General features: G+C 70.8%; 19 protein-coding genes and 1 tRNA gene. 14 read left to right on the top strand and 6 right to left on the bottom strand.

Translation table 11 applies throughout. The features are described 5' to 3' along the window. Positions 1 to 45: 45 nt before the first annotated feature. Positions 46 to 996 (top strand): manganese catalase family protein, encoded by a 951-nt coding sequence (locus ABXS86_RS03385; protein ID WP_353665618.1) that lies wholly within the window; start codon positions 46 to 48, stop codon positions 994 to 996. Positions 997 to 1,109: 113 nt separating this feature from the next. Here ABXS86_RS03385 and ABXS86_RS03380 read toward each other — a convergent pair. After that, a tRNA-Leu gene (locus ABXS86_RS03380) sits at positions 1,110 to 1,195 on the bottom strand. A 163-nt stretch (positions 1,196 to 1,358) separates the two neighbouring features. On the opposite strand from ABXS86_RS03380, the gene ABXS86_RS03375 reads away from it, so the two are divergent. Together ABXS86_RS03375 and ABXS86_RS03370 are read left to right on the top strand one after the other, a co-directional pair. Further along, positions 1,359 to 2,660 carry a M20/M25/M40 family metallo-hydrolase gene (locus ABXS86_RS03375; RefSeq protein WP_353665617.1) on the top strand — a complete coding sequence of 434 codons (1,302 nt, stop codon included), beginning with the start codon at positions 1,359 to 1,361 and terminating at the stop codon, positions 2,658 to 2,660. An 8-nt stretch (positions 2,661 to 2,668) separates the two neighbouring features. After that, positions 2,669 to 3,517: an undecaprenyl-diphosphate phosphatase gene (locus ABXS86_RS03370; protein WP_353665616.1), complete on the top strand. Its 849-nt coding sequence runs from the start codon at positions 2,669 to 2,671 to the stop codon at positions 3,515 to 3,517. Positions 3,518 to 3,695: 178 nt separating this feature from the next. On the opposite strand, the gene ABXS86_RS03365 is transcribed toward ABXS86_RS03370, so the two are convergent. After that, positions 3,696 to 4,562: a PAC2 family protein gene (locus ABXS86_RS03365; protein WP_144833320.1), complete on the bottom strand. Its 867-nt coding sequence runs from the start codon at positions 4,560 to 4,562 to the stop codon at positions 3,696 to 3,698. A gap of 139 nt (positions 4,563 to 4,701) precedes the next feature. Between ABXS86_RS03365 and ABXS86_RS03360 the strand changes: the two genes are divergently transcribed. From ABXS86_RS03360 to lnt, 9 genes are all read left to right on the top strand, one after another. Further along, a complete protein-coding gene (locus ABXS86_RS03360; protein ID WP_353665615.1) occupies positions 4,702 to 5,400 on the top strand; it encodes an HAD family hydrolase in 699 nt (232 codons plus the stop codon). Beyond that, positions 5,397 to 6,416, top strand: coding sequence for a tRNA (adenine-N1)-methyltransferase (locus tag ABXS86_RS03355; protein WP_251507371.1), 1,020 nt, complete (start codon positions 5,397 to 5,399; stop codon positions 6,414 to 6,416). The genes ABXS86_RS03360 and ABXS86_RS03355 overlap by 4 nt, the downstream gene beginning before the upstream one ends. Before the next feature lie 9 nt (positions 6,417 to 6,425). Beyond that, a complete protein-coding gene (locus tag ABXS86_RS03350) occupies positions 6,426 to 7,373 on the top strand; it encodes an FKBP-type peptidyl-prolyl cis-trans isomerase (RefSeq protein ID WP_353665614.1) in 948 nt (315 codons plus the stop codon). A gap of 62 nt (positions 7,374 to 7,435) precedes the next feature. Then, a complete protein-coding gene (locus ABXS86_RS03345; protein ID WP_353665613.1) occupies positions 7,436 to 8,440 on the top strand; it encodes a helix-turn-helix transcriptional regulator in 1,005 nt (334 codons plus the stop codon). Continuing rightward, the gene (locus tag ABXS86_RS03340) at positions 8,440 to 9,402 is read left to right on the top strand and encodes a helix-turn-helix transcriptional regulator (protein WP_409988245.1); all 963 of its coding nucleotides are present in this window, start codon (positions 8,440 to 8,442) and stop codon (positions 9,400 to 9,402) included. Before ABXS86_RS03345 ends, ABXS86_RS03340 begins: the two co-directional genes overlap by 1 nt. Positions 9,403 to 9,496: 94 nt before the next feature. Beyond that, the gene (tatA, locus tag ABXS86_RS03335) at positions 9,497 to 9,748 is read left to right on the top strand and encodes a Sec-independent protein translocase subunit TatA (protein ID WP_144833330.1); all 252 of its coding nucleotides are present in this window, start codon (positions 9,497 to 9,499) and stop codon (positions 9,746 to 9,748) included. 63 nt (positions 9,749 to 9,811) lie between these two features. Further along, positions 9,812 to 10,573, top strand: a complete 762-nt coding sequence (tatC, locus tag ABXS86_RS03330) for a twin-arginine translocase subunit TatC (protein ID WP_307214061.1) — start codon at positions 9,812 to 9,814, stop codon at positions 10,571 to 10,573. Next, positions 10,570 to 13,053: a DEAD/DEAH box helicase gene (locus ABXS86_RS03325; protein WP_353665611.1), complete on the top strand. Its 2,484-nt coding sequence runs from the start codon at positions 10,570 to 10,572 to the stop codon at positions 13,051 to 13,053. The genes tatC and ABXS86_RS03325 overlap by 4 nt, the downstream gene beginning before the upstream one ends. Further along, a complete protein-coding gene (gene lnt / locus ABXS86_RS03320) occupies positions 13,050 to 14,615 on the top strand; it encodes an apolipoprotein N-acyltransferase (RefSeq protein ID WP_353665610.1) in 1,566 nt (521 codons plus the stop codon). The genes ABXS86_RS03325 and lnt overlap by 4 nt, the downstream gene beginning before the upstream one ends. 124 nt (positions 14,616 to 14,739) lie before the next feature. Here lnt and ABXS86_RS03315 read toward each other — a convergent pair whose 3' ends face one another. The 4 genes from ABXS86_RS03315 to ABXS86_RS03300 all read right to left on the bottom strand — a co-directional run bounded on the left by ABXS86_RS03315 (position 14,740) and on the right by ABXS86_RS03300 (position 17,441). Further along, the gene (locus tag ABXS86_RS03315; protein WP_144833335.1) at positions 14,740 to 15,111 is read right to left on the bottom strand and encodes an RNA polymerase-binding protein RbpA; all 372 of its coding nucleotides are present in this window, start codon (positions 15,109 to 15,111) and stop codon (positions 14,740 to 14,742) included. 93 nt (positions 15,112 to 15,204) lie between these two features. Then, positions 15,205 to 16,002 (bottom strand): glycerophosphodiester phosphodiesterase family protein, encoded by a 798-nt coding sequence (locus tag ABXS86_RS03310; RefSeq protein WP_353665609.1) that lies wholly within the window; start codon positions 16,000 to 16,002, stop codon positions 15,205 to 15,207. After that, on the bottom strand, positions 16,002 to 16,943 hold the full coding sequence (locus ABXS86_RS03305) for an SPFH domain-containing protein (protein ID WP_307210908.1): 942 nt from the start codon (positions 16,941 to 16,943) through the stop codon (positions 16,002 to 16,004). Before ABXS86_RS03305 ends, ABXS86_RS03310 begins: the two co-directional genes overlap by 1 nt. Positions 16,944 to 16,952: 9 nt before the next feature. Continuing rightward, positions 16,953 to 17,441, bottom strand: a complete 489-nt coding sequence (locus tag ABXS86_RS03300; RefSeq protein WP_353665608.1) for an NfeD family protein — start codon at positions 17,439 to 17,441, stop codon at positions 16,953 to 16,955. 145 nt (positions 17,442 to 17,586) lie between these two features. Between ABXS86_RS03300 and ABXS86_RS03295 the strand changes: the two genes are divergently transcribed. Beyond that, on the top strand, positions 17,587 to 18,351 hold the full coding sequence (locus ABXS86_RS03295; RefSeq protein WP_144833343.1) for an SDR family oxidoreductase: 765 nt from the start codon (positions 17,587 to 17,589) through the stop codon (positions 18,349 to 18,351). A 2-nt stretch (positions 18,352 to 18,353) separates the two neighbouring features. Beyond that, positions 18,354 to 20,324 (top strand): S9 family peptidase, encoded by a 1,971-nt coding sequence (locus ABXS86_RS03290; RefSeq protein WP_353665607.1) that lies wholly within the window; start codon positions 18,354 to 18,356, stop codon positions 20,322 to 20,324. Positions 20,325 to 20,373 lie beyond the last annotated feature (49 nt).

Here is a 20,373-nt window from a genome sequence, read left to right as displayed (position 1 = left end):
AGCGTTTCGGGCGCACTGTCGGCCACCCACCCCCTTGGAGGAAACATGTACTTTCACCTGCAGGAATTCATCAACGACATCGCTCAGGACGAGCCGGACCCGGCCGCCGCGAACGCGCTTCAGGAAGGGCTCGGCGGACAGTTCGGCGAGATGCGCACCATGATGCAGTACCTCTTCCAGAGCATGAACTTCCGCGGTCCGTCGGGAAAGGCCTACAAGGACCTCATCCAGGGGATCGGCACGGAGGAGATCAGCCACGTCGAGTTGATCGGCACCACGATCTCGCGCCTTCTCGACGGTTCGCCCGGCTACCACGGCACGCCCGCCGACCCCGTCGACCAGCCCGGGGCGGGCGGAGCCACCCCGCTGAGCATCGCCGTGGACCACGGCAACATCCACCACTACCTGGTCGGGGCGCAGGGCGCGCTTCCGGTCGACTCCGTCGGCAACCCCTGGTCGGGGAGCTACGTGTACAACTCGGGCAATCTCGTCCTCGACCTGCTGTACAACCTGATGCTCGAATCGACCGGCCGTCTGCAGAAGTGCCGCCTCTACGAGATGACCGACAACAAGATGGCGCGCAGCACGATCTCGTACCTCATCGTCCGCGATCAGGCTCACGAGAACGCCTACGCCAAGGCGCTCGAGACACTCGGGGTCAATTGGCGCACCTCGCTGCCGATCCCGAAGACCAACGCCGAGCGATTCCCGGAGGTCAAGCGGCTGGTTGATCTGGGACTCCAGAGCAAGCAGTACTCGTTCGACCTCGGCAACCAGTCCGAAGCCGGCAGGATCTTCCAGGGCGCTTCGCCCTCGAACGACGGGACGCAGCTGGACGCCAGCGAGCAGGCTCCCGCGGGAGCGCCGATGACGATCTCGCCCGAACGCCTCGAGGAGTTCTCTCCCGGAGCCGACGCCGACCTGCGTGAGCTGATCGAGGCCACCGCCGCGATGGAGATGGCCGACATCGACGCGACCTTCGGGCGCATGGCCTGAGCCGAGCGGAGCCTCTCGGGCGCCAGGGGCCCAACCCCGCATGGGTCCGAGCCCTCCCCTCGCGCAGAAATGAGAAAGACCCCCGGGATGAACCCGGGGGTCTTTCTCATGTGTGCGCGAGGGGGGACTTGAACCCCCACGCCCGTTAAAGGGCACTAGCACCTCAAGCTAGCGCGTCTACCTATTCCGCCACCCGCGCATCTGGGTGATTTGTCGCTTTCGCAACGAGGAACGACATTACCACGCGCGGAGCCGCGCCTCGAACCGGTGGAGCAGCCCGGGCGCGTCCCGCGCACCGACGGAGCGCGTCGCGGAGCGTCACTCGTCGGGGGAGCGGCCCCGCCGCAGGTACCGTAGTGGCCATGCCCACGGTCGTCCCCTACCTGCCCGAGGTCGCGCACGTCGCATCCGACCTCATCCGGTTCGACACCTCCAACTACGGCGGGGGGCGGGCGAACGGCGAACGCGAAGCCGCCGAGTACGTCGGGGCCTACCTCGAGAACCTCGGCCTCAAGACCGAGTACTACGAGCCGATCGAGCGCCGCACCAACGTGTGCGCGCGCATCCCGGGGCGCAACCGCGACAAGCCGGCCCTCGTGCTGCACGGGCACCTCGACGTCGTGCCCGCCGTCGCCGAGGACTGGAGCGTCGACCCGTTCGCGGGAGAGATCCGCGACGGCGTGCTGTGGGGCCGCGGCGCGGTCGACATGAAGGACATGGACGCCATGATCCTCACCGCGGTGGCCGACCTCGTGCGCGCGGGGGAGCAGCCCGAGCGCGACATCATCGTGACCTTCTTCGCCGACGAGGAGAACGGCGGGGTCGAAGGTTCGGCCCTGGTCATCCGCGACCGCCCCGAGTGGTTCGCGGGAGCGACCGAGGCCATCAGCGAGGTCGGCGGCTACTCGATCGCCGTCGGCGGTCGCCGTGCCTACCTGCTGCAGGTCGGGGAGAAGGCCCTCGTGTGGCTCAAGCTCGTCGCCCGCGGTCGCGCCGGCCACGGCAGCGGCCTGCACCCCGACAACGCCGTGACGAAGCTCGCCGAGGCCGTCGCCGCCCTCGGCCGCACCGAGTGGCCGGTCCGCCTCACCGACACGACCTCCCAGCTGCTGGCGGGCCTCGCCGACATCACCGGCGACGACGCGGGCGACCCCGACGCCCTCGCGTTGCGCACGGGCGCGGCATCCGCGTTCATCCGCTCCACGCTGCGGACCACCACCAACCCCACCGGGCTCACCGCCGGTTACAAGCACAACGTCATCCCCGACCGCGCCGAGGCGCTGATCGACGTGCGCGTGCTGCCGGGGACCGAAGAGGCCGCCCTCGCCGACATCCGCCGCATCGTCGGACCCGACGTCGACATCGAGATCGTGCACCAGGACATCGGGCTCGAGGTGCCCTTCTCGGGCGACCTCGTCGACGCCATGGTCGCCCAGCTCGGCCGCCACGACCCCGGCGTGCCCGTGCTGCCGTACCTGATGGGCGGCGGCACCGACAACAAGGCACTGTCGGCCCTCGGCATCGCCGGCTACGGATTCGCGCCACTGCGACTCCCCGCCGACCTCGACTTCACCGGGATGTTCCACGGTGTTGATGAGCGCGTCCCCGTCGACGCGCTCGAGTTCGGTCGACGAGTTCTCGCCGACCTCCTCCGAACGTACTGAAGGACCGAATGCACATCTTCGAGGTGATCATCCTCGGGCTCGTCCAGGGCCTGACCGAGTTCCTCCCCATCTCCTCCAGTGCGCACCTGCGCATCGTGGGCGAGTTCCTCCCGTCGCAGACCGACCCGGGTGCGACCTTCACCGCCATCACCCAGATCGGCACCGAGCTCGCCGTGCTGATCTACTTCCGCAAGAAGATCGCCCGCGTGATCTCGCGGTGGTTCGGCTCCCTCACCGGGAAGGTGCCGCGCAACGACCCCGACGCCCGCATGGGCTGGCTCGTGATCATCGGCACGATCCCCATCGCCCTCCTGGGCGTGCTGCTGCAGAGCCTCATCCGCGACAACTTCCGGAGCCTGTGGATCACAGCCGTCGTGCTCATCGTCTTCGGCATCCTGCTCGGCCTCGCCGACCACTACGGAAAGCGTCGCCGCGAGCTCGACGACCTCACCTACCCGCACGGCATCGCCTACGGCTTCGCCCAGGCCCTCGCGCTCGTGCCCGGCGTCTCGCGCTCGGGTGCCACCACGACGCTCGGCCGCGCGCTCGGATACAAGCGCACCGCCGCCGCGGAGTACTCGTTCCTGCTCGCCGTGCCCGCGGTGTTCGCCAGCGGTCTGTTCGAGCTCTACAAGAGCTTCGACGAGGGCACGGGCCCGTACACGCTCGGCGAGACGGCCATCGCGACGATCATCGCGTTCGTCGTGGGCTACGTCGTCATCGCGTTCCTCATGCAGTACCTCAAGCGCGGCAGCTTCCTGCCGTTCGTGATCTACCGCGTCGCGCTCGGCGTGCTGATCATGGTGCTGCTGGTGCTCGGCGTCATCCCCGCGGAATCGACGATCATCGCGAGTTGATCCCGGATGCCACGACGGCGCCGTCCCGATCGGGGCGGCGCCGTCGTCGTGTGCGGTGGAGGGGTCCCTGAGCTTGTCGAAGGGGCCGGGCGGGGCGGCGGGTTGCGGTGGCTTCGACAGGTTCAGCCACCTTGCAGCGCGAGGTCCCTGAGCTTGTCGAAGGGCCGGGACCAGGCGTTCAGCGACGCGGCGGGTCGTCGCGGCCGGGCTTGGTCGGGCCGTCGCCGCCCCGGCGCAGGTACCGCTCGAACTCCTGGGCGATCGCGTCTCCCGAGGCCTCGGGGGAGTCCCACGTGTCGCGGGTCTGCTCGAGCTGGTGGATGTACTCGGTCATCTCCTCGTCGTCCGCGGCGGCGGCGTCGATCGAGGCCTCCCACGCCCGCGACTCGACCTCGAGATCGCCGCGCGGCACGGTGATGCCGGTGACCGCCTCGAGCTTCTCGAGAAGGGCGAGAGTGGCCTTGGGTGAAGGGGTGTGACCGGCGACGTAGTGCGGCACGCTCGCCCAGAGGCTGGCGGTGGGAATGCCCACGGTCTCGGAGACCACGCCGATGGCGCTCAGGATGCCGACGGGCCCTTCGTACAGGCTCCGCTCCAGGCCGAGCTCCTGCCGGACCACCTCGTTGTCGCTGCCGGCGAAGACCGAGATGGGCCGGGTGTGCGGCACGTCGGACATCATCGAGCCGAGCGCGACGAAGCCGGTGACGTCTTCACGCAGCGCGACGTCGATGAACTCGGCGGCGAAGGCCTGCCACGCGCGGGCGGGCTCCACTCCGACGAGCAGCCAGATCTCGGCGTCGTCGGAGCGTTCGACGGGGCGCAGCAGTTTCGCCTCCGGCCAGGTCAGGGTGCGACGCCCCTCGGCGTCGAGTCCGACCTGCGGGCGCGTGTACTGGTAGTCGAAGTAGAGCTCGGGGTCGACCGTGTGCACGACCTCGTACTCGGCATCCGCCCGCAGCATCGCGGCGGCGGCCGACGCGGCTTCTCCGGCGTCGTTCCAGCCGTCGAAAGCGGCGACGATGATCCGGCGACCCAGTGCGTCCACGCAACCTCCTCTGCCCCGTCGGGGCTGACTTCCAGGATAGGCGTACGGGCGAGACGGCGGCCGGAGGGGCCGACCTCCGGCGCCGACGGCGGTGGGGAGCGGGTGCGGGCGCGACACCCGCGCTCGATACGATGGAACGATGACTTCTCCCGCCCTCGCCGCGGTCCTGTGGGACATGGACGGCACGCTCGTCGACACCGAGCCGTACTGGATGGCCGCGGAGACCCCGCTCGTGGAGCGCTTCGGCGGCACGTGGTCGCACGAACAGGCCCTCGGCATGGTCGGCCTCGCACTCGAAGACTCGGCCGGGCTCCTGCAGAACGCCGGAGTGCCGTGGAGCGTCGACGAGATCATCGCGTACCTGACCGACGAGGTGCTGCGCCAGCTCGCGACCGTCGGTGTGCCGTTCCGCCCGGGCGCGTACGAACTGCTTGCCGACCTGCGCGCGGCGGGCGTGAAGACGGGGCTGGTGACCATGTCGATGCGCCGCATGGCGCTGACGGTCGCCGACCTGATCGACTTCCCGGCGTTCGACGTCGTGGTCGCCGGCGATGACGTCGAACGCCCCAAGCCCTTCCCCGACCCCTACCTGCAGGCGGCCGCGGCGCTCGGCGTCGACATCGCCGACACCGTCGCGATCGAGGACTCGCCCAACGGACTGCGCTCGGCCATCGCCAGCGGCGCCGTGAGCCTCGGCGTGCCGCACATGGTGTCGCTCGAGGGCGTCGGGGCCGCGCAGCTGTGGCCCAGCCTCTCCGGACGCACCACCTCCGACCTCCGCGCGCTGCACGCCGCGCGCACCCCCACCCACCCCGACGAGACGCGGACCACCCGATGAGCGAGACCCCCCACCTGAGCGGCCCCTTCCGGGTCGGCGACCGGGTGCAGCTGACCGGCCCCAAGGGCCGCATGCACACCATCACCCTGCGCGAGGCGGGCGAGCTGCACACCCACAACGGCGTGCTGAAGCACGAGCTGCTCGTCGGCCAGCCCGACGGCAGCGTCGTCACCAACAGCTCGGGCCACGACTACCTCGCCGTGCGCCCGCTGCTGCGCGACTTCGTGATGTCGATGCCGCGCGGGGCGGCGATCGTCTACCCCAAGGACGCCGCGCAGATCCTCGCGCAGGCCGACATCTTTCCCGGGGCCACGGTCGTCGAGGCCGGCGTCGGCTCCGGCGCCCTCTCGCTGTGGCTGCTGCGCGCGATCGGACCGGCCGGCCGCCTGCTGTCGTTCGAGCGCCGAGAGGAGTTCGCCGAGGTCGCCCGGGCCAACGTCGAGACGTTCCACGGAGAGGCCCCGGCCACGTGGGAGGTCGTCGTGGGCGACCTGGTGCAGAGCCTTCCGGATGCTGTGGAGCCGGCATCCGTCGATCGTGTCGTGCTCGACATGCTCGCCCCGTGGGAGTGCATCGACGCCGTCGCCGACGCGCTCACCCCCGGCGGCGTCGTGCTCTGCTACATCGCCACCGCGACGCAGCTCAGCCGCGTGGCGGAGTACATCCGCGCGACGGGGCTGTTCACCGAACCGGATGCCAGCGAGACGATGGTGCGCGGATGGCACGTCGAGGGTCTCGCGGTGCGCCCCGACCACCGCATGGTCGCGCACACGGGCTTCCTCATCACGGCCCGGCGCCTCGCGCCCGGAGCGATCCCGCCCGAGGTCAAGCGCCGCGCGTCGAAGTCGAGCTACGGCGACGAAGACGTGGAGCTGTGGACCCCCGGCGCGGTGGGCGATCGCGAGATCACCGACAAGAACCTGCGCAAGCGCGTGCGCGAGGCGCAGAAGTCGGCCGAGGGCGTGCGGCAGTCCGTCGCGGGGGCTGCGTCGGAGGACACAGGTTCGACCGCCTAAACTGTTCCGGTGCGCAGACTCCCCGCTCTCGTTGCCGTGACCGCCCTGGCCGGAATGGGCCTCGTCGGGTGCTCGGCATCCGCCGCCTCGTCGTGCCCGACCCCCACCGACAGCTCGATCGCCTCGGTGGTCGACGCCAGTGGCGACTTCGGCTCCGCGCCCACCGTCTCGGTGCGCTCGCCCTTCGTCCCCTCGCAGGCCGGGACGCAGACCCTCATCGAGGGTGACGGGCAGCGCATCACGACCGAGAACCAGCTGGCGTTCGTCGACGTGACCGTGCTCGACGCGACCACCGGCGCGCAGGTCATCGCGACGCAGTACCCCTCCGACGTGGCCTCGGCGACGCCGATCGTGCGTCTCACGCAGGCGATCCCCTCGCTGTCCCCGATGCTGAAGTGCGTTGCCGAGGGCTCCCGCGTGGCCGTGGCCCTCCCGGGCGACCAGCTCGGCGCGCAGGGGGCGCAGGCGCTCGGCATCAACGAGGGCGACAGCGCGATCTTCGTCTTCGACGTGCGTAAGGTGTTCCTGCCCGCCGCCGACGGCGCCGACCAGTACAACGCCGATTCGGGCATGCCCTCGGTCGTGCGCGCACCCGACGGCACGCCCGGTGTGGTCATGCCCGCAGGAGACGCGCCCACCCAGGAGCGCTCGCAGACGATCGAGGAGGGCGACGGCGAGACCGTCACCGCCGACTCCTCGGTGATCATCCACCTGCAGGGTGTCGCGTGGGGCGCCAAGACGACGTTCGCGTCGACCTGGAAGAACGGCGCGCCCGGGCAGGCGAGGGTCTCGGGCCTGCCGCCGGCGCTCGCGAGCGCCCTCGAGGGTCAGACCGTCGGCTCCCAGGTGCTCGTCGTCGTCCCCGCAGATCAGACCGACCAGGATCAGCAGATCCTCAAGGCGCCGGCCGGCAGCGCGCTGGTCTACGTGGTCGACATCCTCGGCACCGTCGGCTGAGCCGGACGATCCGCCTGCCGCGGCACCGCGGCGGGTCGCGCAACCGCGCCTAGGATGGGCGAGTGTCCGCCACTGCGTCTCGTAGCGCTCCCGAGGAGCGCCTGGTGAACCTCGTGGTCGCGCTCATGGCGACCGAGCAGGGGCTCACGAAGGACACGATCCTGTCGTCGGTCACCGGGTATCGCGAGCAGCTCGAGGCCGGAGCCTCCAAGGACGCGCTCGAGAAGATGTTCGAGCGCGACAAAGAGAACCTCCGCGGACTCGGCGTCCCGATCGAGACGATCGGCAACCGCGCCGACCCCGACGACCTGCGCGAGGCGCGCTACCGCGTGCCCACGGCGGAGTACGCGCTCCCCGACGACATCGTGTTCAGCCCGGTCGAGGTCGCGCTGCTGAACATCGCCGGCGGGGTGTGGGGGAGCGAGTCGCTCTCGGCCGACGCCCGCAGCGGCCTGCGCAAGATCCGCGCGCTCGGCATCGCCGTCGACGAGCCGATCATCGGCTACGCCCCGCGCATCCGCGTGCGCGATGCCTCGTTCCCGACGTTGCAGCGCGCGATCGAGCAGAACCGCGTCGTCACCTTCACCTACCTGCGCCCGGGCGAGGCGCAGCCGCGGGAGCGGCGCATCCGCCCCCTCGCCCTCGTCGAGTACGAGGCGCGCTGGCACGTGTACGGGTTCGACCTCAACATGGACGCCGATCGCACGTTCCTGCTCTCGCGCATCGTCGGCGACGTGACCGTGCGCCGCGAGAAGTTCGCCCCCGAGCTGCTCGAGGGCGCGGGCGAGCGCGCGGTGGCGGGGCTCCGTGCGGTCGCCGCCCGTCAGCGGGCCCTGCTGGAGGTGCACCCCGGCACGGAGGCCTCGCTGCGTCTCGCGCGTCGTGCCCAGGAGGCGCCGCAGGACGTCCCGCAGGGGATCGTCGTGCCCTACGTCGACCTGCACGTCTTCGCCGACGAACTCGCCTCGTACGGACCGGAGGTGCGCGTGGTCGAGCCCGCCGACCTGCGGGCCGAGGTCATCGGCCGCCTCGAGGCGACCGTCGTGCTGCACGGGGGTGCCGCGTGATCCCCGAGCGCCCCGTCGCCGCCCTCGACCGGGCGGCCCTGCTGCTGCAGCTCGTGCCCTACCTGCTCGGCAAGGGCGAGGTGCCCGTGGCCGAGGCCGCGGCCGACTTTGACGTGACCCCCGACGAGATGCGCGCGATGGTCGAGCGGCTCACCGTGATCGGTCTTCCCGGAGAACGCGGCTACTGGCAGCTGCCGCACGACCTGTTCGACATCGACTGGGACCTGCTCGACCGCGACGACGTCATCGCCATCACCAACACCGTGGGCCTCGAGCGGTCGCCGCGGCTGACGGCCCGCGAGGCCGCTGCTCTGCTCGCCGGGCTCCAGCTGGCGCGCAGCCTGCCGGGCTTCGGCGACAGCGAGCTCGTCACGGCGCTGCTCGCCAAGCTCGCGCGAGGGGCCGCCACCGCGCCGCCGCCGGTGATCGTGGCGCCCGGACCGGTCGACGGCGTGCGCGACGTGGTCGACCGCGCGCTGCGCGCCCGCGTGGCCGTGACCTTCACCTACCGCGCGCCGGGGGCCGAGCCGACCACCCGCACGGTGGATCCGATCAAGGTGCACATCGCCAACGACCAGTGGTACCTGCAGGGCTGGGACCACCTGCGGCAGGCGGTGCGCACGTTCCACCTCGACCGCGTGAGCGCGCCGAGCGTGACCGACACTCCGGCGGTCCACGGCGCCGACCCGGTGCCCGAGCTGTTCGCCCCGAGCGACGACGAGGTGGTCGCGCGTTTCCGGTTCCCCCGCGCGGTCGCGCCGCTGTTGGCCGACTACCTCGAGCGCGCCGAGGTCGACGACGATGACGACGGCACCGCCGTGGCATCCCTCCGCCTCGCCGACGAGCAGAGCCTCAAACGCCTCGCCGCCCGCCGCGGGGGAGAGGTGGAACTGCTCGAACCGGCCGGAGCACGCCGCGCGGCGGCCGCCTGGGCCGCGGCCGGTCTGGCCCAGTACCGCTGATCGCGGCCGTTTTCCGACCGCGCGCCGTGGCTGAAGCCCGCTGCAACCACGCGGGTTAGACTGAAGCTCCGCACGAACGAGTCGAGGAGTCCTCATGTTGCAAGGTCTGACCGGATGGCACCTGCTCGCCGTTCTCGCTGTGATCCTCCTTCTTTTCGGTGCTGCCAAGCTGCCGGCGCTCGCGAAGAGCATGGGCCAGTCGGCCCGCGTGTTCAAGAGCGAGATGAAAGAGATGAAGCGCGACGACGAGGTCGCTGCCGCCCCCGAAGCCCCGCGCGCCACCGACGCCGGCACTGCGCCGTCCGTCGCCCCCGAGCCGCGCAGGTCGACCGACCCCACCGTCTAACCCGTGGTGACGGCAGGTCCGCCGCGCATCGACGTGCCCGAAGGGCCGCGGCGTGACAAGCGCATGTCGATCGGGGCGCACCTGGTCGAGCTGCGCAAGCGGCTCATGATCGCGGCGCTGGCGCTCGTCGTCGGCATGGTGGTGGCCTTCGTCATCACCGACCCGATCATCCACCTCATCACCGAGCCGATCCGCGTGATCGCCGAGAGGCGTGGTGACGACTTCTCGGCGCTGAACTTCACCTCGGTAACCTCGGCGTTCGATCTGCGCATGCGCATCGCCTTCACGATCGGCATCTTCCTCTCGGCGCCGGTCTGGCTCTGGCAGATCTGGGCGTTCATCATGCCCGGGCTCACGCGCAAAGAGATCCGCTACACGGTCGGGTTCGTGGCATCCGCCGTCCCGCTCTTCTTCCTGGGCTGCTGGGTGGGCCTGCTGATCGTCCCGCACGTGATCGAACTCATGTGGGGCTTCACCCCCGAGGGCGGCGTCAACTTCTACAACGCCGTCGATTACTACGACTTCGTGTTCAAGCTGCTGATCGTGGTGGGCGTCGCGTTCGTGCTGCCGGTGTTCCTCGTCGCCCTCAACGTGGCCGGCGTCATGAGCGGCAAGGCGATCCTCAAGGGCTGGCGCGTGGCCATCCTCATCGCGACCCTGTTCTCGGCCCTCGCCACCCCCGCGGCCGACATCATCAGCATGTTCCTGCTCGCCGGCATCCTCACCGTGCTGTTCTTCGCGGCCGCCGGCGTCTCGATGCTGTTCGACCGGCGAAAGGCTCGCCGACTCGCCGCAGCCGAGATGCCCACGGGGCCTCTCGCGTGAGTTCGCCGAGTCCGGCCGAGCGTTTCGCGCGCGCCTCCGCCCGTTCCACGCACCCGCACACGGCGGATTTCGCCGAGATGCAGCGCTTCGAGCTCGATGATTTCCAGATCGCCGGATGCCACGCCCTCGAGGACGGCAGGAGCGTGCTGGTGGCTGCTCCCACCGGTGCCGGCAAGACGATCGTCGGCGAGTTCGCGATCCACCTCGCGATGCTCGAGCCCGGCGACAAGGCGTTCTACACCACGCCCATCAAGGCGCTGTCGAACCAGAAGTTCCACGAGCTGCAGGAGATCTACGGCGACGACGAGGTCGGCCTGCTCACCGGCGACACCAACATCAACGCCTCGGCGCGCATCGTCGTGATGACCACCGAAGTGCTGCGCAACATGCTCTACGCCGACTCCCCGGCGCTGCGCGGACTGCGGTTCGTCGTGATGGACGAGGTGCACTACCTCGCCGACCGCTTCCGCGGGGCGGTGTGGGAGGAAGTGATCATCCACCTCCCGCCGTCGGTCAAGCTCGTGTCGCTATCGGCGACCGTGTCGAACGCCGAGGAGTTCGGCGACTGGCTCGACACCGTGCGCGGCGACACCGAGGTGATCGTGTCGGAGACTCGGCCGGTGCCGCTCGAGCAGCACGTGCTCGTGCGCGGCGACCTGCTGCCGCTGTTCGACGACCGGGCCGGAGTCGCCACCGCGCAGGTCAACCAGGAGCTGCTGCGCATCCGCGGCGGCAACGCCGGCGGGTACGAGAACAACCGGCGCGCGCAGGAGTACCGCTCGCAGCGTCACGCGGGCGGCCCGCGTCACGCGCACCAGCGGCGCGGCGGGCACAAGCCGCTGCGCGCCCAGCAGGGCCCGCGCATCGAGCGCATCGACCGACCCGAGGTCGTCGAGCTGCTGCAGCGCAACCACCTGCTGCCCGCGATCTTCTTCATCTTCAGCCGGGCCGGCTGCGACGCCGCCGTGCAGCAGCTGCGCCGGGCGAACGTGCGGCTCACCTCCGCCGAGGAGCGCGTCGAGATCCGCCAGATCGTCGACGAGCTGACCTTCACCCTCAAAGACGAAGACCTCGCCGTGCTGCACTTCTGGGAGTGGCGGGAGAACCTCGAGCGCGGGGTAGCCGCACACCACGCGGGTCTGCTGCCGGCGTTCAAAGAGGTCGTCGAAGAGCTGTTCCGCCGCAAGCTGGTCAAGGTCGTCTTCGCGACCGAGACGCTCGCGCTCGGCATCAACATGCCGGCGCGCACCGTCGTGCTCGAGAAGCTCGAGAAGTTCAACGGTGAGGCCCGCGTCGCGATCACGTCGGGGGAGTACACGCAGCTGACCGGCCGCGCCGGTCGCCGCGGCATCGACGTCGAGGGCCACGCCGTCGTGCAGTTCACCGAGGGGCTCGACCCGCAGTCGGTCGCCGCCCTCGCCTCGCGCCGCACGTACCCGCTCAACTCGAGCTTCCGGCCCACGTACAACATGGCCGTGAACCTCATCGACCAGTTCGGTCGGGCGCGGGCGCGCGAGATCCTCGAGTCGTCGTTCGCGCAGTTCCAGGCCGACCGCTCGGTGGTGGGCCTCGCCCGCCAGGTGAAAGAGGCCGAGGAATCGCTCGCCGGCTACGAGAAGGCCATGACGTGCGACCGCGGCGACTTCCGCGAGTACTCCACCATCCGCCGCGAGTTGAGCGATCTCGAGAAGATCAATCGACGGGATGCCACGGCGCCCCGCCGTCTGCGCGATGAGCGGCAGCAGCAGATCCAGTCGCTGCGCAAGCGCATGCAGCGGCACCCGTGCCAGTCGTGCCCCGACCGCGAGGCCCACGCCCGCTGGGCGGAGCGCTATTGGAAGCTGAAGCGCAGCACCGACAAGACCCGCCAGCAGATCGACCAGCGCACCGGCACCGTCGCGCGCGTGTTCGACCGCGTGGTCGAGGTGCTCGCGGCGCTGGAGTACGTGGCCATCGAAGACGACGGCGCCACGGTGCTCACGCGCGCCGGGCGCACGATGCGCCGCATTTACGGCGAGCGCGACCTGCTCGTGGCCGAGTCGCTGCGTCAGGGGCTGTGGGAGGGGCTGGACGCCCCCTCGCTCGCCGCCCTCGCGTGCTGTCTCGTGTACGAACCGCGGCGCGACGAGGCGGGTCCGGGGGAGCGCGGTCTGCCGCGTGGTGCCTTCCGGGGGGCCCTGGACGCCACGCAGACGCTTTGGCAGGAGCTCGACGACCTCGAACGAGACCACCGGCTGCCGGGCTCGGAGTCGCCCGCCTCCGGCCTCGCACCGGCGATGCACGCGTGGGCGAAGGGGCTCCCACTCGACAGCGTGCTGACCCTCGCCGACATGGCCGCCGGAGACTTCGTGCGCTGGGCGAAGCAGACGATCGACCTTCTCGACCAGATCTCGCTCGTGGCCGAGCCCAAGCTGGCCGGAACCGCCCGCACCGCGCTCGACGCGGTGCGCCGCGGCATCGTCGCCTACACGTCGGCGTGAGCGCGGCATCGACGACCACCGCCGCCGCGGTGGCCCCGACCCGGGCGCCGTTGGTGCGGCTCGCGTTCGCCGCGCCGCTGTCGGTCGTCGCCGGCCTCCTGCTCGTCACCGCCTTCCCCGCCCTGGCGTGGTGGCCGATGGCCTTCCCCGCGGTCGTGCTCGCCCTCGTCGTGCTGATCGGACGGCGCTTCTGGTCGGCCGTGCTGATCGGCTTCCTCTTCGGGGCGGCGTTCTTCTCGGTCAACCTGCTGTTCACGGCGCGCTACCTCGGCCCGATCCCGTGGCTCGCCCTGTCGGTGCTCGAGGCGCTGCTCACGGCGGTGCTCGCGGCGCCGATCGCCCTCGCGTACCGGTGGATACCGCGGGTGGTCCCGGGGCGTGCGGGGCGCCTACTGCTGCTCCCGGCGCTCGTGGCGGGGCTGTGGACCCTGCGCGAGCAGATCGTGGGCTCGTGGCCCTACGGCGGGTTCCCCTGGGGGCGCATCGGCGTCTCGCAGGTCAACGGACCGTTCGCCGAGGTCGCGTCGTGGGTGGGCATGTCGGGGCTGTCGTTCCTCGTCGTGCTCGCGTGCGCGATGCTCATCGAGGTCGTGCGGGGCGGGCGCGTGCGTTGCGCGGTGCGCGCGATCCCGGTCGCGGCGCTCTTGGCCGTGCTGCTCGTGCTGCCGCAGTTCCCCACGACCGCCGCGGGGTCGCTGCGCGTCGGATCGGTGCAGGGCAACGGCCCGGCGGGGTACTTCGACCAGCGCGCGCGCAACGCGGTGCTGAATGCGCAGCTCGCGGCATCCGCCCCCCTCTTCGGTGAAGACATGGACGTCGTGCTGTGGCCGGAGGGCGGGGTCGACTCCGACCCGACCGCGAACGCGCAGACCTCCGCGGCGCTGTCCGAGCTGTCGCGCCGCCTCGATGCGCCGCTGCTGGTCTCGGCGGTGACCGAGCGCGGGTCGGAGCTGTTCAACTCCTCGCTGCTGTGGACCGCCGACGGGCAGACCGGTGAGACCTACGACAAGAGGCACCCGGTGCCGTTCGGCGAGTACGTGCCCGATCGCGCGTTCTGGGAGCCCTTCGCGCCCGACCTCATCGGCCTCATCGGGCGCGAGTACACGCCCGGCACCGCGCGCCCGCTGATCGACCTGAACGGCATCGGCGTGGGCCTCGCGATCTGCTTCGACGTCATCTACGACGACGTCGTGTGGGACGGCGCGAACGAGGGCGCCGAGGTCTACATGTTCCAGACGAATAACGCCGACTTCCGCGGCACCGACGAGAACCTGCAGCAGCTGGCCTTCGCGCAGATGCGCGCGATCGAGACCGGGCGCTCGGTGGTCAACCTCTCGACCGTCGGCACGAGCCAGGTGATCGCTCCCGATGGGGCGACCCTCGACGCCCTGCCCATCGACACCGCCGGGCACATGCTCACCGAGGTGCCGCTGCGCACCGGCCTCACCCCCGCGGTCGTCATCGGTCCCGCCGTGAAGATCGTGGTCGGCTGGGGGAGCATCGTCGCGTTGCTCGCGGCGGGCCTCGTGGTCGCGGTGCGTCGCCGTCGCCCGCAGGCCTGAGCAGCACGCATCCGGGAACGACGTCGGACGTCGCCGTTGCGGCGCTCGCGTGCCCGCCACCGTGCAACGACGAAGACGCCGGCCCCCGAGGGGACCGGCGTCTGAATCTTCGTCGCGCAGCGGGTTACGCGCTGAGCTTCTCGTTGCCTGCGCCACGTCGGGCGCGCACGAAGGCGAGGCGCTCTTCGAGCAGCTCCTCGAGCTCGGGCAGCGTACGACGCTCCAGGAGCATGTCCCAGTGCGTGCGGGCGGCCTTGTCGCCCGAGTGGTCGACGGTCGCGATGTTGTCGCCGACACGCAGAAGCGCCTCGGCGCCGCACGTGCGGCATTCCCAGGCGTCGGGAACCTCGGCGTCAGCCGCGAAGGTCAGGACGGTCTCGCGTCCGCAGGTGCTGCAGACATAGGTGTGTTGTGCACGGTCGTGGAACACGACGCCGTCTTCGCTCTGGAGGCTTTGGGCGCCGAGTCGGATGCCGCGGAGACTGCGGTCTGCCATTTTGTGGTCCTCTCGTCGGTCCCCATGTATAACGTTCGCACCTGTGCGCTTTATTCGAAGAGCGGGCGTCGTGGCAGCTTTCACAGAGGATGCTCAGACAGTCGCCGTTCCTCGTTCGTTCACCAGCGCCAGAGCAGCGTCGGCGCGGTCGGTCACGAGGCCGTCGACACCCGCGTCGAGCAGCCGCGCCATGTCGGACTCGTCATTGACCGTCCACACGTGCACCTCGACGCCGGACGCGTGCGCGTCGCGCAGCAGACCCGGTGTCACGAGCCGCAGCGGCCCCTGTTTCTCGGGGATCTGCAGGGCGTCGACATCGGCCAGCAGTGCCCGCACACGGCGGGTCTGGTGCAGTGCGCGTGCCGCGACCAGGCGCGCGACCGTCGCCGAACCGGGGGAGGTGGCCGGGCGGCGGGCGGCTCCGGCCGTGGCGGCGGCGCGCAGTGCCTCGAGGCGTCGCTCGTCGGAGAAACTCGTGACGAGCACGCGCTCCGCGTGAGGGGCGACGAGTCGACCGACGCCCTCGGCCGCCGCCGCAGCCTTCACGTCGAGGTTGAACCTCACGTCGGGGAACGCCTCGAGCGCCTGCGCCAGGGTGATCAAGCCGCCGCGGTCGGCCATCAGCTCCTCGAGCTCGTACACCCGCACGTCGGCGATCGCCCGCGGGTCGCCCGCGACGCGCTGCAGGTCGTCGTCGTGGAACAGCACGACCACGCCATCCGCGGTCAGGTGGCAGTCCGACTCGACGTACACCGCGCCGGCGGCGTGCGCCTCGGCCACCGCCGCGAAGGAGTTTTCGGCGATGCCGAGGGCGGCGGCATCCGGAGTCACCAGACCGCGGTGGGCCAGCACGCGCGGAGCGTCGGGGGAGAGGTAGGGATGCCGCGTCATCAGGGTGCGGAGGGGCGCGGGCCGACCGCGGGGGAGTCGCCGTCACCGGTGCGCGAGGCGAACGCCCCCGAGATGCCCTTGAGGGCCTCGGTGAACTCGCTCGGGATGATCCACAGCTTGCTCGAGGCGCTGTCGCTGATCTTCGGCAGCGTCTGAAGGTACTGATAAGCGAGCAGCTTGTCGTCGGGCCGCCCCTCGTGGATCGCCGTGAACACCGAGTGGATGGCCTCGGCCTCACCCTGCGCGCGCAGGACCGCGGCCTGCTTGTCGCCCTCGGCCTCGAGGATCGCGGCTTGACGCCGGCCCTCGGCCTCGAGGATCTGAGACTGCTTCGAGCCCTCGGCGGTCAGGATCGCGGCACGGCGGTCGCGTTCGGCCCTCATCTGCTTCTCCATCGAGTCCTGGATCGAGAGGGGAGGATCGATCGCCTTGAGCTCGACGCGTCCTACCCGGATGCCCCATTTTCCCGTGGCTTCGTCGAGGACGACGCGCAACTGGCCGTTGATGTTGTCACGGCTGGTCAACGCCTGCTCGAGGTTGAGGCCACCCACGACATTGCGCAGCGTCGTGGTGGTCAGCTGCTCGACCGCGCCGAGGTAGTTGGCGATCTCGTAGGTCGCCGCGCGCGCATCGGTGACCTGGAAGTAGACGACCGTGTCGATCGAAACGACCAGGTTGTCTTCGGTGATCACCGGCTGCGGCGGGAACGACACGACCTGCTCGCGCATGTCGAGAAGCGGCCGCACGCGGTCGACGAGGGGGACGACGAGGTTCAGGCCGGGCGAGAGCGTCTTGTGGTATTTGCCGAGGCGCTCGACCACCCCCGCGCGGGCCTGCGGGATGATGCGGATCGAGCGGAAGAGCACCACGATGACGAAGACCGCCACCACGATCGCGAGCACCCAGCCGATCGTGACGGGGATGAGAGTGTCGATGTTCATCGCGGCCTCCTAGTCGCTGGCGGTGTCGTGGGAGCGCTGATCCTTGGGGCGCACGACGGCGGTGGCGCCGTCGATGCGGACGACCTCGACGCGCGTGGCGGGGTCGATCCGGGTGTCGGTCTCGGCCCGCGCGGTCCAGACGTCGCCGTTGGCGAGCTTGACCTGCCCCGCGACCGACGGTGACATACGCGAGAGCACGAGACCCTCGAGGCCGAGCAGGGCCTCGACGTTGGACGGGCGGGTGTCGGCGCCGCGGTGCAGGCGTCGCAGCAGCGGCGGCCGCAGGAACGTCAGCAGCGCACCGGCGGCGAGGGCGGCCAGAACCACCTGGAGCCACAGCGGTGCGCCCACCAGGTCGGCGGCCAGACCCACCACGCTGCCCACGGACAGCATGAGGAACGTCAGCTCACCGGTGAGCATCTCGACGACCAGGAAGACCAGGATCAACACGAGCCAGGCGATCCAGGCCCACGTGTCGAAAGTGGAGAGAACGTCCATGTCGCACCTCCTGAGCCCGAACGTAGCACCGGGGTACGACACCGGGGCCGCTTCTCAACCACCCCACAGACTGCGTCACCCGAAACGGTGGCGAGGCGGTCGGTAGGCTGGGGAGTCGATCTTTCGAATCGTCAGGAGTACTTCCGTGTCTCAGACCCTCCCGTCCGGCTCGCTGAGCGGCAAGACCGCCCTCGTCACCGGTTCGTCGCGCGGCATCGGCGCCGACACCGTCCGCTACTTCGCGGAGGCCGGCGCGAACGTCGTCATCAACTTCCGCAACAAGGCGCCCCGCGCCGAGAAGCTCGCCACGCAGCTGCGCGAGCTCGGCGTCGAGGCCCTGGTGGTCGGCGCCGACCTGACCGATCCCGAATCGGTGAAGGCGATGTTCGACGAGGTCGAGCGCACCTTCGGCGGCCTCGACATCCTCGTGCTCAACGCCTCGGGCGGCATGGAATCGGGCATGGCCGAGGACTACGCGCTGCTGCTCAACCGCGATGCGCAGGTGAACGTGCTCGAGACGGCCCTGCCGCTGTTGAAGGACGACGCGCGCGTGGTCTTCGTCACCAGCCACCAGGCGCACTTCATCCGCACCACCCCGACCATGCCCGAGTACGAGCCGGTCGCCCTGTCGAAGCGCGCCGGCGAAGACGCCCTGCGCGAGAAGATCCCCGCCCTCGAAGAGCGCGGCATCGGCTTCACCGTCGTTTCGGGCGACATGATCGAGGGCACCATCACGGCCACCCTGCTCGAGCGGGCGAACCCCGGTGCCATCTCGGCGCGCCGCGAAGACGCCGGCAAGCTCTACAACGTGTCGGAGTTCGCTGCCGAGGTGGCCCGCGCCGCCGTCGACCCGGTGCCCGCCGACAACACCCGCCTCGTCGGAGACACGGGTTCGTTCGGAGGCGAGTAAGCATGCGGCCGACCGACATCGAGACACTGATCGGGGTCGGTCGGCCCACGATCGCCGCCTCCGGGGCCTTCGCGGTCTTCGCGACCTCGCGCCCCGACCTCGCCGCCGACCGCACGGTCGGGCAGCTCTGGCGGGTCGACCTGCCCGCCGGCTCGCCCCGCCGTCTCACGCGCGGTGTCGCCGACAAGGCTCCGCACCTGTCGCCCGACGACGCGACGATCGCGTTCCTGCGCGCCGACGACAAGGGCCGCGCGCAGGTCTTCGTGGTCGCCGCGACCGGGGGCGAGCCCCTGCAGGTCACCGATCAGCCCGGGGGAGTGACCGCTCTCGCGTTCTCGCCCGACGGCAGCCGCCTCGCCTTCACCGCGCGCGTGCCCGAACCGGGCCGCTACGGCACGGTGGAGGGGCGGGATGCCGCGGCCGAGCCGCCGCGCCGCATCACCGGCATCCGCTGGCACGCCAACGGGCTCGGCTACCTCGATCGTCCCGCGCAGCTGTTCGTCGTCGACGTGCCCGCGACCGACGCCGAGCCGTTCTACCCGCCGGCGCCGACCCTCGAGACGCCCGAGAAGCGCATCGTGCCCGAGCCCGCGGCGCAGCTCACCCACGGCGAGACGAGCTGGGGCGGTGTGGCGTGGAGCGCCGACGGTGCGGAGCTGCTGAGCGTCCCCGACGTGATCGAGACCGCGCGGCGCGACCTGCGCGACCGCGTGGTCGCCGTGGCCGTCGACAGCGGAGAGCAGCGCGAGGTGCTCAGCACGGCCGAGAACCTGTCGGTGTCGGAGGTGTCGGTCGCTCCGGACGGAGCGGTGTTCCTGCTCGCGCACGACGTGGGGGAGAGCGGGGCCGACTTCGTGGCACCCGGCGTCGCCCTCTTCGTCATCGAGCCCGACGGACCCCGCGCGCTGACGGATGCCGAGTCAATCGACCTCGGCGAGGTGGGCAGCCACCTCTCGTTCGACGGCGACGACGTGCTCGTGCAGGATCGCACCCGCGGTCGGGTCCGCCTGCTGCGCGTCACGCGCACCGGCGCGGTGACCGAGGTGCTGGGCGGAGACCTCGAGGTGAACGGCCACGCCGTCGCGCACGGCCGGGTCGTGGCATCCGTCGCCTCCCCCGAGTCGGCGGGCGAACTGGTGCTCGTCGAGGGACGCGAGGTGCGGGCGCTGACTCGCTTCGGCGCGGGCGCCGCCGAACGCGGAGTCGTCGTGCCCGTCGAGCACGAGGTCACGGGCCGCGACGGTTCTCCCGTGCACGGCTGGGTCGCCGTTCCCGAGGGTGAGGGGCCGTTCCCCGTGATCCTACAGATCCACGGCGGGCCCTACGCCTCGTACGGCGTGCACCTGTTCGACGAGACGCAGGTGCTCGTCGACGCTGGATACGCCGTCGTCTACAGCAATCCCCGTGGCAGCGCCGGCTACGGTCGCGCACACGGGCGCGCGATCCGCCGCCGCATGGGAACGCTCGACTTCTTCGACGTCATGGACTTCTTCGACGGCGTGATCGCGGCCGACCCGCGCCTCGACGCGGACCGCGTCGGGGTCATGGGCGGCTCGTACGGCGGATACCTCACCGCCTGGATCATCGCGCACGAGCACCGCTTCGCGGCCTCGATCGTCGAGCGCGGCTTCCTCGACCCGGCGGCCTTCCCGGGCTCGAGCGACATCGGCTCGTTCTTCGGCGACGAGTACGTCGGCACCGACCCGCAGCTCATCGCGGCGCAGAGCCCCATGGCCGTGGTCGACCGGGTGCGCACGCCCACGCTGGTGTTGCATTCCGAGCTCGACTACCGGTGCCCGCTCGATCAGGCGACGCGCTACTACGCGGCGCTGAAGCGCAACGGCGTCGACGCCGAGATGCTCGTCTTCCCCGGCGAAGACCACGAGCTCACGCGCTCCGGTCGCCCGCAGCACCGCGTGCAGCGCTTCGATGCGGTGCTCGACTGGTGGCGGCGGTACCTGCCGGTCGCGTGAATCGGGAAGGGCCCGGATGCCATGGCATCCGGGCCCTCGTCGTTCCGCG

It is taken from the genome of Microbacterium sp. che218, from assembly GCF_040436305.1.
Taxonomy (GTDB): domain Bacteria; phylum Actinomycetota; class Actinomycetes; order Actinomycetales; family Microbacteriaceae; genus Microbacterium; species Microbacterium algihabitans.
Note: the sequence above shows the minus strand (reverse complement) of the source record. Positions and strands in the feature narration are given on the sequence as shown.